General features: G+C 43.2%; 11 protein-coding genes. 7 read left to right on the top strand and 4 right to left on the bottom strand.

The annotated features are described in order from the left end of the window. The first annotated feature begins 255 nt into the window (after positions 1 to 255). The 6 genes from JMY00_RS08220 to JMY00_RS08245 all read left to right on the top strand — a co-directional run bounded on the left by JMY00_RS08220 (position 256) and on the right by JMY00_RS08245 (position 5,807). Positions 256 to 603 carry a hypothetical protein gene (locus JMY00_RS08220; protein WP_201579808.1) on the top strand — a complete coding sequence of 116 codons (348 nt, stop codon included), beginning with the start codon at positions 256 to 258 and terminating at the stop codon, positions 601 to 603. A 380-nt stretch (positions 604 to 983) separates the two neighbouring features. Further along, positions 984 to 2,042, top strand: coding sequence for a TRAP transporter substrate-binding protein (locus tag JMY00_RS08225; RefSeq protein ID WP_201579809.1), 1,059 nt, complete (start codon positions 984 to 986; stop codon positions 2,040 to 2,042). Positions 2,043 to 2,060: 18 nt separating this feature from the next. Then, positions 2,061 to 2,588: a TRAP transporter small permease subunit gene (locus JMY00_RS08230; protein WP_102093491.1), complete on the top strand. Its 528-nt coding sequence runs from the start codon at positions 2,061 to 2,063 to the stop codon at positions 2,586 to 2,588. Then, on the top strand, positions 2,585 to 3,874 hold the full coding sequence (locus tag JMY00_RS08235; protein WP_201579810.1) for a TRAP transporter large permease: 1,290 nt from the start codon (positions 2,585 to 2,587) through the stop codon (positions 3,872 to 3,874). The genes JMY00_RS08230 and JMY00_RS08235 overlap by 4 nt, the downstream gene beginning before the upstream one ends. A 234-nt stretch (positions 3,875 to 4,108) precedes the next feature. Continuing rightward, positions 4,109 to 5,161, top strand: coding sequence for a 5'-nucleotidase (locus tag JMY00_RS08240; protein ID WP_201579811.1), 1,053 nt, complete (start codon positions 4,109 to 4,111; stop codon positions 5,159 to 5,161). A gap of 40 nt (positions 5,162 to 5,201) precedes the next feature. Then, a complete protein-coding gene (locus JMY00_RS08245) occupies positions 5,202 to 5,807 on the top strand; it encodes a rhomboid family intramembrane serine protease (RefSeq protein ID WP_114701886.1) in 606 nt (201 codons plus the stop codon). Between the two features lie 57 nt (positions 5,808 to 5,864). On the opposite strand, the gene JMY00_RS08250 is transcribed toward JMY00_RS08245, so the two are convergent. The 3 genes from JMY00_RS08250 to JMY00_RS08260 form a co-directional block, all read right to left on the bottom strand. Then, the gene (locus tag JMY00_RS08250; RefSeq protein ID WP_201579812.1) at positions 5,865 to 6,413 is read right to left on the bottom strand and encodes a hypothetical protein; all 549 of its coding nucleotides are present in this window, start codon (positions 6,411 to 6,413) and stop codon (positions 5,865 to 5,867) included. Positions 6,414 to 6,582: 169 nt separating this feature from the next. Beyond that, on the bottom strand, positions 6,583 to 8,451 hold the full coding sequence (locus JMY00_RS08255) for a sodium:solute symporter family protein (RefSeq protein WP_057761858.1): 1,869 nt from the start codon (positions 8,449 to 8,451) through the stop codon (positions 6,583 to 6,585). 3 nt (positions 8,452 to 8,454) lie between these two features. Continuing rightward, positions 8,455 to 8,715, bottom strand: coding sequence for a DUF4212 domain-containing protein (locus JMY00_RS08260; RefSeq protein WP_057761855.1), 261 nt, complete (start codon positions 8,713 to 8,715; stop codon positions 8,455 to 8,457). Between the two features lie 762 nt (positions 8,716 to 9,477). On the opposite strand from JMY00_RS08260, the gene JMY00_RS08265 reads away from it, so the two are divergent. Next, positions 9,478 to 10,974, top strand: coding sequence for an alanine/glycine:cation symporter family protein (locus tag JMY00_RS08265; RefSeq protein ID WP_102093499.1), 1,497 nt, complete (start codon positions 9,478 to 9,480; stop codon positions 10,972 to 10,974). Positions 10,975 to 11,110: 136 nt separating this feature from the next. On the opposite strand, the gene JMY00_RS08270 is transcribed toward JMY00_RS08265, so the two are convergent. After that, positions 11,111 to 12,748 carry an electron transfer flavoprotein-ubiquinone oxidoreductase gene (locus JMY00_RS08270; RefSeq protein WP_201579865.1) on the bottom strand — a complete coding sequence of 546 codons (1,638 nt, stop codon included), beginning with the start codon at positions 12,746 to 12,748 and terminating at the stop codon, positions 11,111 to 11,113. Positions 12,749 to 13,113 lie beyond the last annotated feature (365 nt).

The following is a 13,113-nucleotide window of genomic DNA, read 5'->3' on the forward strand; positions in this document are numbered from 1 at the left end:
CATCGTAGCGCCAATGGTAGTGTGGTTCGCCCATGTGAGAGTAGGTCATCGTCAGCTCTCTATTCTGAAATATCCCCTGACATTAGCTTGTCGGGGGATTTTCTTTGCGCGCGGTTTGGTGGCGGTGCTTGCTGTAAGAAAGTTTAGCGCTAGATGCTTCGGTCAAAAATTCAAACTTTCCTACGTACCAATTTGATGTGATACTATTTATTCACTTCTAGACTCTACTATTTGTCATTTATTTTGGAGCATGTTATGGGCGTTTCAATCTACTATACTGCTGAACGTTCTACTCTCTTGACTCAACAGGAGCAAGAAAAGATTGCGTCAATAGTTGATGAATATAATGTAAATTTCGAGCATGCAGATGATGCAGAGACTTTCGATCTCTATGCATATGATGATAGTGAGTCTGAGGTCATATTAGCAGGAGCTACAAAGCTACCTGCTAATATGGATGTAGAAGATCTTATGTATACCCTAGAGCATTGGCTACAGTGTCTAACCGAGATTCGCCTTGTGGTAACTGATGCAGAATGGCATGTACATCTAGATGATAACGATGCTGTATGGGTAGATGATAAGTGGCAAATGGAAAAGTAGCGCTTCATCGCTATTATTATTTATCTAAATGCTTATATCAGTTTCTATATATTCATATGATATTTACAAAAAAAGCTCTCAACTGCGTAGCAGGCTGAGAGCTTTTTTATGAGGAATTATTTTATTCTGCTTACTTTTTACTATTATCTATATAGACAATTCAAGTATTAAGATTATATTTATAATATGAATATATCCTTCATAATCTGCTCAAAATGATTTGACTTCTATCATTATAGCTGCTAATTTTAAACAGTACTTTTATTACAGGTATGTAAAAAATATATCTAAACCTTGTAGACAATTTAATCTAGGATGAATCAGATTGTCTGCTCGTAATACCTTACTCCTATTCTCATAATTATCAAAAGGAATTGATAATGAAGTTAGCTCCTCTTTTTTCAATTGGTGCTTTAGCCGCTATTAGTCTTCTTGGCTGTTCTAACCAATCTGCTGATACGACTGATGGCTCATCAGCGACTTCTCAAGAAACTACCGTACTACGGTTTTCACATTTTTGGCCAGCAACCTCATCTATCAGTAAAGAAGTCTTCGAGCCTTGGGCAAAACAGATAGAAACAGATTCTAATGGTCGTCTAAAAGTGGAGCTTTATCCATCAGCGGGTCTTGCTAAAGCAGACGTTACTTATGAATCTGCTGCTAAAGGTACGATCGATATCGGTTCACAAGCGCATGGTTATACCAACGGTCGCTTTCCTTTGACTCAAATTACTGAACTTCCAGGTTTATCAAATTCAGCAACCCAAATGGGCTGTATGCTACAGACCTTATATGATGACGGTACTTTAGCAGGTGAATACGAAGACTCACATTTATTATTTATGTACGGGGCTGGACCTGGGGCGCTTCATACAACTGATAAGCTAATTCGAACACCTGAAGACATGAAAGGTATGCGTATTCGCCGTCCTTCAGCTGTTGCTGGTGATATTATTGAAAGCGCTGGTGCTTCGCCAGTAGGTTTACCTGCTAATGATATGTATACCTCGTTACAGCGCGGCGTTGTTGATGGTTTGAGTTTCCCTTGGGAAGCAGTAACAGCGTTTAAAATTGATGAGATTACCAAGTATCATACCAATATTCCTTTCTATAGTTCAGCGCTTATGGTCACGATGAATAAGGACAAATATGACAACTTACCTGATGATCTAAAACAAGTTTTGGATAAAAACTCAGGGATGGCATTAGCTAATAAGGTCGGTGAAGTGTTTGATAAACATGACCAAATGGCAATTCAAGCTGCTAAAGATAAAGGTGATGAAATTATCGACATTCCTGATCCATTAAATGATCCAGACTGGAAAGGGCCACTTGAAAGAGGAACACAAAAATATCTAAAGGATGTTAATGCTTTGGGTTTGGATGCTGATAGTGTCTATGAAAAAGCAAAAGCTGCTAGTGCTGCCTGTAAGGTCTAACCTAATTGGAGGTGTCACATGGCATTTTTAGTCAAGCTCAGCGTCCTAATCTCTAGATTATGCCAGTTTATCGGTGGGGTAAGTCTCATCATCATCGTCCTAACCACCATGCTCGACGTCGTCGCACGCTACATATTCAAACTCACCGGCGGTGAGTTTGGCTTTACCGTCAAAGGCAGTGTAGAGATTGTCTCCTACTTCATGCTATTTGCATTACTCGCTGCCTTTGCCGCGTTTGTCGAACGCTCACAAATCATCGTCGACGTCTTTACCCAGAAAATGCCACAGTCTATCAAAGGCTACCTTATGGGTATCTTTATGATGGGCTTCTTTATTATCGGCATCGTCTTCTCATGGGGACTCTACGAGAGCGCCATTGACGCCTTAGAGTATGGCAAAGTCACCCAAGATCTTCGCATATCTATGATGCCTATCTATATGGTTAGTGCATTCTTAAGCATCCTGCTCGCCATTCGCTCATTGATCGAATCCATCAACATCTTTAAGACAGGCGAATTCTTTGACGCCGAGGAGACAGGCGCATGAGTCCAGAAATTATCGGTGCGATTGGCCTAGTGGTCATGATCCTGCTTGTCGTCCTACGCGTACCCGTCGCACTTGCCATGTTAGGGGTAGGCTTAGTCGGTTTCGGTGCGGTGACTGCGCCTAGTGGTGCTCTGCAAATGCTCAAAGACATCCCAGTCGATGTCTTAGCAAAGTATGACTTTAGTGCCATTCCCTTATTTATTCTCATGGGCGTGTTTGCCACTCACTCTGGTATGGCAGGTAAACTCTTTGAAGCTACCCGAACCATATTTGGCGGGGTAAGGGGGAGTCTTGGTATTGCCGGTATTGGTTCATCCGGTATCTTTGCCTCTATCTCAGGATCATCACTTGCTACTGCCTCTACCATGACCAAAGTCGCGCTACCGCAAATGGAGAAGTACGGTTATCAGCCAGGCTTTGCCTGCGGTATCTTAGCCGCTGGTGGTACGCTTGGTATTATGATTCCGCCCAGTATCGCTCTACTGGTCTATGCCATCTTAACCCAGCAGTCAGTAGGTGATATGTTCATCGCTGGTTTCTTACCGGGTATGCTTGGCATGGTGATGTACTCAATCACCGTCATGGTGATGGTACGCTGGAAACCGCATCTGGCAAAACGTGGTGAGAAAACCACGTGGAAAGCAAAGCTATTGTCACTGACTGGTCTGATCCCATTTAGCTTTATCTTTATCGTGATTATTGCTGGTATCTTCTTTGGGCTATTTACCCCAACAGAAGGCGCCGCAGTAGGAGCGTTTGTCTCATGGGCTTATGCCTTTGCTAAAGGCATGCGCTTAGATGGTCTTAAACAGTCATTGATTGAGACACTAGCGCTCTCTGCCGTGGTGTTCTTTATGCTATTGGGTGCAGAGGCATTGGGATATTTTATCTCAGTCTCACGCTTGTCTTATACCTTGGCATCTTGGATCGGTGGGCTAGCGGTCAGTCCAATGATTGTGCTGATCTGTATCCTGTTCATGTACTTCCTATTAGGACTGTTTATGGATGCCTTAGCGATGCTAGTAATCACCATTCCTGTGGTATATCCCATCATTCTAGCGTTAGGGTTTGATCCGGTCTGGTTTGGCATCATTGCGGTATTGACGGTGGAGCTGGGTTTGATTACGCCGCCGATGGGCATGAATATCTTTGTGATTAAGGCGATGGCACCGCACATTAAGCTGAGCGATATGTTCCGAGGGGTGGCACCATTCATTGTCTCTGATGTGATTCGTTTGGTTATTTTGGTGATGTTCCCTGCGATTTCACTTGTGCTATTGGGGTAGGCTGAATCTAAACCATAGCTTATATAGCTATTGCATGAAGCCATATTGCTAATAAAGCAGTGTGGCTTTTTTATTGGCTGATATTTTGACTAAGAATTAAGAGAGGAACATTTTACAAACTCACAATCTGCGATGCTGCATGATGATAACTTTTCTTAGTGTTATAAAGGCTTGTGAATGTAGTAAACTGGTTTTCATTCATTTTCCTATATAATTTTATAAGTAGAGATAGTCATGGCTGTCGATTTTAGTAATACGCTTATCGTCGCAATTTCTGCGACGGCACTTTTTGATTTGACTGAGTCAGAAAACTATTTGCTAGAGCTGCTAGAGCAACGACCTACAAGTGCTATAAAAGAGTTTAGGGAGTACATGACCGAGCGTGAAAATGATCCCTTGAATATTGGTGCAGGTTATCCGTTGATCAAAGCGTTACTAAACCTAAATAAGTATTCTGATAATAGCGATGAACAAGATTCAGACATTGAAACACCATTGGTCGAAGTCGTTATCGTCTCAAAAAGTAGTCCAGACACTGGTATTCAGGTACTTAATGCAATTTTAGAACATGGTATTAATATCTCCCGTTCTGCTTTTGTTTCAGGTAGCCCTGTTGCGCCTTATATCAAAGACTTCAACGTTGATCTGTTCTTGACCACCAATCGCGAGGATGCCCAGCAAGTTGCGGATGCCAATATCTGCGCCTGTGCCATACTAGACGCGACGCCTGTGAATACTTATGAGCTGGATACTGAGCAGCTGCGTATTGCCTTTGATGGGGATGCGGTGCTTTTTGATGATTCCGGTGAACTGCTATACAAACAAAAAGGGCTACGAGCTTTTCATGATCGTGAAGTACAAATGCGTGATTTGCCGATTGAAAAAGGCCCTTATGCTGAATTGTTGATTAAATTATCAAATCTGCAGGAGCGCCTACCTGCTGGTCTAAAATACTCACCAATAAAAATTGCGCTGGTGACCGCGCGCAATGCACCAGCTGACTTGCGTGCTATTAAGACACTACGAGAGTGGGGCGTTAATGTTGATATGGCGTTTTTTTTGGGAGGACTAGAGAAAACAGCGGTACTCAGAACATTTGCGCCGCATATCTTCTTTGATGATTCAATCAAGCATATCGATGCGGCACGTCGCTTTATTCCTACAGCCTTGGTTCCGTATCATTCGACGTCATTATTGCATGGTGACAACTATCTCACTGCTGATGAGGATGCATCATTGTTATCATTCAAACCTGCTGTGCACCCACTATTTGCTGTAAACCATTAAGTAGGTATAAAAAATTTAGGTAATAAGGATAGGATGGTATATGAATTGGCAGCAGTTGCTCAACTTAATTGTCGTGCGGATAAAGCAGGTCATTGGACTGTATGCTTTTGTGCTTATACCGATGTGGGGCATGTTTTTTCTAAATGAAGTGGCCTTATTTGGTATGTGGAATATCTTTGGTATCGTGCCGCGTGCTTTAGATGTGGGTAGTATGATAGGGGTGTTTGCTTCATGGACCATGCATGGCAATTTGTCACATTTGACTGGCAATACGGTGACGCTATTACAGATTTTGTTTTTGTTTGGACTGTTTGAGAAAAATGCTTATCGCACGGTAATTAAACTGGTGGTCGCCTCAGGACTGGTCACTTGGGTTATCGGGTCGCCATCTTCTATCCATATCGGCGCATCAGGGCTTTGTTTTGCAATGTTAGGTTATATGATAGGCGGGGCTATATTTGCGCGGCGTTGGGGTTATCTGATTGCTTGTATTGTTATGGGGACTGGTTATTGGCTGACCATTAAGCAAGGATTGATGCCGCAACAAGGTATCTCATTTGCGGCACATTTTGGTGGCTTGTGCGCTGGGCTATTGCTAGGAGCTAATTCAAAGCATACTTATTCAGCCGCTTCTCAACGCTATTAAATGCAACTGGATATCAGTATTTAATGAACCAGAATTATCATACCAAGTGTTACTGTATTAGACGCTTGTATCAGTACAGATTTTGATAAATAAAGGGTCATCTGTAGTTAGCTCTCGCCATGCAGTGGTCTGTTTAACATGTTCATCCACCGTCAGTGTGCTACCTTTTTCTGGTATTACGTAGTCCGCTCGTGCAGGTGTAGTACAGTCTATTACCTGTAAAATCTTTTGCACGCTTCTGCGTCTTTCAAACAAATACAAATTAACTAAGTGCATGTCTGGATTGTTCGCATGCATGCTAGCATTGCCCGTATCTGCAGCAATAAAGCGCAAGACTTGTGGTTTGATATAAGACCACGGGCGAAACCATTCTGTACTCTCTGCAGTTTTCACGACCTCAACACCATCCGGCAGCTGACGGACTTGCTGACCGTACCAGTTATATTCTTGATGTACCTGAAACCCAAAAATACCAATTGCAGCAAATAAGGGAATCAGCCACTTTGGCGCGCGCTTACCTGACAGTTTACAGAGGTGAGTTATGATCAGTGCCAATCCAGCCATGCCAAATGCGGCAGCTATGGTAGCGATAAACTCAAAAAGCATAAAATATTCCTTAATGCGCTAGGCACTTTTAGTCAGGTATGTTCAATTGGACAAAGCAAAACCATCATCTAACTATTATTTTAATAAGTGTTAGATAAAAAATCACTCACCAGCAGTGGCTGCCAGTGAGTGATATATAGTAACAGAAGACATATCATCATTCGTCAGATTAATGGTCGACCGCACCGCCTGCACCGCGTGGTGAGCGAACGCTTTCAACCAACTCTTGAATGTGTAGCGGTGGCGCTTTGGTTGCATAAGAAACAATGAATGCAACGATAAAGTTAAGCAGGGCACCAATCACACCGAATGATAGTGGTGAGATACCAAATAGCCAGTACTCTGCTGTATCAGGGAAGTTAGCAGTACCACTGATGAAGAACCAACCTTTGAAGACAAAGATGTAAACTAAGATACTGATCAAACCTGTCAACATACCGGCGATTGCGCCAAGGTTGTTAATACGTTTTGAGAAGATACCCATCATTAGTGCAGGGAAGAGGGACGCACCAGCAATACCAAATGCCAATGCAACTACCTGTGCCGCAAACCCTGGTGGATTCATACCTAAATAAGTAGCAACCACAATCGCAATACCCATCGTGATACGTGCGACCTTGAGCTCTCCTTTGTCAGTAATGTTTGGATTTAGGTTTCGTTTGATTAAATCATGACTAATCGCTGACGAGATAGCGAGCAATAGGCCAGCAGCAGTTGATAGTGCAGCAGCGAGACCACCTGCGGCGATCAAACCAATTACCCAAGATGGCAGTTGTGCAATCTCTGGGTTAGCCAATACCAAGATATCAGCATTGACGTCGAGCTCGTTACCAGCCCAACCTGCATCTGCAAAGCGGCCATCAAGTTCTAGATCATGTGCAGCACGTGCTGTTTCAACGGCAGTCGTCGCAGCGCCTACGTCACCACCTTCAGTCTGTGCATTGGTTAGTGCAACTTCTGCAGCGCCCAGTCCACTATCGTTGTACATCTGAATACGACCATCATTGTTAAGGTCAGTATATTTAATCAGGCCAGTATCTTCCCAAGTCCTCATCCAGTCTGGACGTTGGTCATAGTCGATAGCAGGCTCTGCAACACCTTGTGGATAGATAGTATCGATCAGGTTTAGACGTGCCATTGCGCCAACAGCAGGTGCTGTAAAGTACAATAACGAGATAAATACTAATGTCCAACCAGCGGTCCAACGTGCATCGGCAACTTTAGGAACGGTGAAAAAGCGAATAATAACGTGAGGTAGACCAGCGGTACCAATCATGAGTGATAAGGTGAACAGTACCATGTTTAGTTTGTTAGGTACGTCAGCCGTATACGCTGTGAATCCCAAATCGGTCACGACTTGATCAAGCTTGGTTAGGATAGGGACACCAGATTCGATATGGTTTGAAAATAAGCCCAAACCTGGAATTGGATTGCCGGTTAATTCAAGTGAGATAAAGACAGCAGGAATGGTATAAGCAATCATCAGAACCACATACTGCGCAACCTGCGTGTAGGTAATCCCTTTCATACCGCCAAGAACTGCGTAAAAGAATACAACAACCGCAGCAATAATAAGACCTGTGTTGTTATCTACTTCTAAGAAGCGTGAAAATGCGACACCAGCACCTGTCATCTGACCGATAACGTATGTGGTAGAGGCAATAATCAAACAAACCACGGCAATCATTGCAGCCGTTTTTGAATAAAAGCGATCTCCAATAAAATCAGGCACAGTGAACTTACCAAATTTACGTAAGTAAGGAGCCAGTAGCATGGCTAGTAGTACATAACCGCCTGTCCAACCCATCAAATAGGTTGATGCACCATAACCGCCAGCAGCAAGCAAACCTGCCATAGAAATAAAAGATGCTGCACTCATCCAGTCAGCAGCTGTCGCCATACCGTTGACTACTGGATGTACACCGCCGCCCGCCACATAGAATTCACTGGTTGTCCCAGCCCGAGCCCAAATCGCAATACCAAAATACAGAGCGAAAGATAGGCCTACGAAAATAATATTAACTAAATACTGACTCATGGTCTATTCCTCATCTACGCCATATTGTTTATCTAACTTATTCATACGCCATGCGTAGAAGAAAATTAAAATGATAAACACCCCTATAGAGCCTTGCTGAGCAAACCAAAAGCCCAAGTCAGTGCCGCCGACTTTGATGCCGGCCAAAAGAGGACGCAATAAAATAGCAAAACCATAAGAACATAGTGCCCAAACTACTAGGCTACCTAAGATGAGACGGACATTGGCACGCCAATAACCGGATGGATCGTTATGATCTTTCATAGGACAACTCCTTTTGTCTTCCCTAAAAAATACCAACAATATAAAAAGAACTGCGATTATTTCTTACCATAAAAGTATAAAAAATAATCAGGTACTGCTTTATATAGTGAAAACGATGATGCGTGATAGTACGTTTAATGCTCGGTAGTTCTTTACTTCAAATAAAAGTAGTTAACTATTTAAGCATCGCATTGACCTAAACCATCGAATGGCAAAAATAACGTTTCTTGAGGAAGACAGAAGGGTGGACTATCCAGTGTCTTTTTAACAATCTCGTCTTCCTGACAAGAGTTTTAATCTTTTTAACACGCTAACCTGTTGTGCTTCTTGTACTGATTAATAGCTTCGATAACCATAAAACAGTCTAAACGGATATAGAATTTATATTAGCACGGTTTAATAAAGATAATTGCAAACTACTGCGCATAAATAATAAGTAAATTACTAAAAATTAGTTTGCTTAACCTTCATTGAAAAACCCGACGTTACGGAAATGGTACGGCAACCGAGTAATTTATACGATTAAATTATCACTTAATCTATTCTATATAAGATGAAACATAAGCATTATTTATTTTAAAAATAACTATATAAAGTCGATAAGTAAACGTGATGGTCGCATGTCGCTCAATATCTATATCATGCAGGTGTCTTTTTGGTATCAGGTATTTTGCACAGAGGCTTATATAGTCCATGGCAATCAAAATATGATATCGATATGAAATTTAAGTAACGCGTATAAAGAATGAATAAGGAGCCCATATGAACGAAGGGATAGTAGGTTGGTTTAATAACATCGTAAATTATGGTGTCGGTATTATCTGGGGTAACAACGATTGGCTGATTGCTAGTAACCCTTGGTATGGATTACTGATGTTCTTACTAATTGGTGCGGGTCTTTACTTCACCGTCGTGACACGTTTTATTCAGTTTCGTCATTTTGGTCATATGTGGAAGTTGCTACGCGTGTCCAACCAAGGACGCAAAGATGGTGGTATTAGCTCATTTGAAGCATTGATGACGTCGCTGGCCGCGCGTGTTGGTACTGGTAACTTGGCAGGTGTGGCAATTGCCATCTATTTGGGTGGACCAGGTGCTGTATTCTGGATGTGGATGACGGCACTGGTCGGTATGTCGACCAGCTTTATTGAGTCAACCTTAGCACAGGCATATAAAGTACCGCACAACGATAATGTGTACCGCGGTGGCCCTGCTTATTACATCGAAAAAGGTCTAGGCAAGCGCTGGCTTGCCGTGTTTTTCTCATTATGTTTGTTAGTGGCCTTTGGTTTGGCATTTAATGGCGTACAATCCAATACCATCGCTCAAGCGACCAACGAAGCCTTTGGTGTGCCAACGTGGATGACAGGTTTGGTACTGGTAGTACTGGTAGCGCCAGTGGTATTCGGTGGTTTACGCTCAGTAGCTCGTATCGCAGGTAAAATCGTACCAGTGATGGCTATCTTGTACATCTTGCTAGCGCTATTCATTATCGTGACTAATTTCAGTCAATTCCCAGCAGCGATCGCGTTGATTGTAAAATCAGCATTTGGCTTTGAGCAGGCAGCAGGCGGTGTCATCGGTTATGGTATTGCGCAGGCAATGATTAACGGTATCAAACGTGGCTTGTTTTCTAACGAAGCAGGTATGGGTTCAGCGCCGAATGCTGCAGCAACGGCAAAGAGTCATCCTGATCATCCAGCAGTGCAAGGTTTTATGCAGATGCTAGGCGTATTTATGGATACCCTTATCATTTGTACCGCGACGGCATCGATTATTATCTTGTCTGGCGTGGTTGATCCTAATGTCGAGCAAGAAGGTATTCAGTTAACCCAGCTAGCCTTATCACAGTATGTTGGTGACCTAGGTGTGGTGTTTGTGGCGATTGCGATTTTCTTCTTCTCATTTACGTCTATCATCGCCAACTACAGCTACGGTGAGTCAAATCTTGAATTTATCTCTGGTGCCAAAAACGCCAAAGTGATGATTATGGTTTTCCGCTTCCTAGTGTTAGGTATGGTATTTATTGGGTCTGTTGCTAGCCTACCTGCTATATGGAACTTCGCTGACTTGTCTATGGGTCTGATGGCCTTGGTCAACTTAGTGGCTATTTTGCTCTTGTCTCCTGTAGCGTTAAGAATACTACGTGACTATGAGCGTCAGGTAAAAGAGGGTAAAACAGGCGATCAGATTAAGTTTGATCCTGATAACTTTGTAAAACTCAGAGATGAAGCCAACCGTGACGCTTGGACGGACTAAGCCGCATTGATTGGTAAAAATAGCTTGTTCTAAGCATTAAAAAACCGCCCGACTCTTATGCAGAGAAGGGCGGTTTTTATTGGAGTACAGTTTTAATGATATTAACTGTACCAGCTCAAATCAGAATTATCCTGATTTACATGTTTGGGTAGTTAGGACCACCGCCACCTTCTGGCGTTACCCAAGTGATGTTCTGTGAAGGGTCTTTGATATCACAGGTCTTACAATGCACACAGTTCTGCGCATTGATGACAAACTTAGCACCCTCAGCATCTTTAACCACTTCGTATACACCCGCTGGGCAGTATAAACGTGCAGGCTCAGCGTACAACGGTAAGTTGATTGAAATAGGTACCGTTGGATCAGTAAGTTTTAGATGCGTTGGCTGATCTTCTGCATGGTTGGTGTTAGAGATAAATACTGACGACAATTTATCAAATACTAGCTTACCATCAGGCTTAAGATAGGTTGGTTGATAAGCATGATTAGCACGCTCCAACTGATCGTAATCTGGGATATTGTCATGCAAAGTGAATGGCATTTTACCTTTTAGCAAGTTGTGCTCGATAAAGGTGAAAGCGCCGCCCATGAACAGACCCATACGGTGAATCGCAGGTGAGAAGTTGCGCGACTCATAGTTATCTTGATACAACCATGACTCTTTATACATTGTGCTATAAGCAACCACTTCATCATGCTGACGTTCAGCTTGCAGCGCCTCAAAAATAGCTTCGGCTGCGAGCATGCCTGACTTCATCGAAGTATGTGTGCCTTTGATTTTTGCTGGGTTCAAGAAACCAGCGTCATCACCTACCAACACGCCACCTGGGAAGGTGAACTTCGGTAATGAGTTTAGACCACCTTTGGTCAACGCACGTGCGCCGTAAGAAATGCGCTTACCGCCTTCTAAAACGTTTTTGATAACAGGATGTGTTTTTAAGCGCTGCATTTCATCAAATGGAGACACGTAAGGGTTGTGGTAAGACAAATCAGCCACAAGACCAAAGCTTACTTGGTTGTTTTCATCAAAGTATAACCACCAGCCGCCAGTAGAGCCAGTTTCAGTCAATGGCCAACCAAGACCATGCATGACTACGCCTTGCTCATGCTTTTCAGGCTCAACTTCCCATAGCTCTTTTAGACCGATACCATAATGCTGAGGATCAGAGTCTTTATCTAGATCAAAACGGCTGATTAAGCGTTTGCCTAAATGTCCACGGCTACCTTCGGCAAAAATAGTGTATTTGGCAAGGAGCTCATAACCAGGCTCAAAACTTGGCTTGGCTTCACCATTGGCCGCCACACCCATATCACCCGTTAATACACCTCTGACCGAACCATCGTCGTTGTATAAGATGTCATCGGCAGGGAAGCCTGGGAACATCATGACTTCAAGCTCTTCTGCCTGTACGGCCAACCAACGAACAACGTTACCTAGCGAAACAATATAGTTGCCATCGTTGTGCATCGGACCTGGAATCAAAGAGTCAGGCACTTTAGTTGAGCGTGTGGCAGAGTTTAAATAATAGAAACGATCTTCTGTCGCTGGCACGTTAAGCGGCGCACCTTTTTCTTTCCAGTCAGGAATCAGCTCATTTAGAGCGCGCGGCTCGATGACTGCACCAGACAACGTATGGGCACCAAACTCAGAGCCTTTTTCGACCACACAAACCATAAACTCATCATTACCAGCTTCAATAGCGAGCTGGCGCAAACGGATGGCAGCAGACAGACCTGCAGGTCCACCACCAACGATGATGACATCGAACTCCATTGATTCGCGTTCGACTTCAGGTTCTGCGGCAACTGGCTCTACGACTGGTTCTACTTTATCTAGCGTTGCGGTCTCTGTCGCTACTGGTGCGTCAGCATTCACAGTATTACCATCGATAACTGGCGTTTGATTGTCTTGCTCTTGCATACCTACTCCTAAACTTTTAGTGGCTTATCTCAGGGCATCATTAGCTTAACAACTGAATAATAGACTTGCGGCGCTAACGTCACTCAGACATATGGCTGCCCGATAAAACTGTCTTTGCGGCATCAATTGACCCGTCAGGGTTAATACCAATTTATCCAAGGATATCAACGCATAACGTAAGATGTGTCATCAATACAACACCCACTTGACCATTTCAA

Origin of the sequence: Psychrobacter sp. Pi2-52 (assembly GCF_904846705.1) — a bacterium.
Classification (GTDB): Bacteria; Pseudomonadota; Gammaproteobacteria; order Pseudomonadales; family Moraxellaceae; genus Psychrobacter.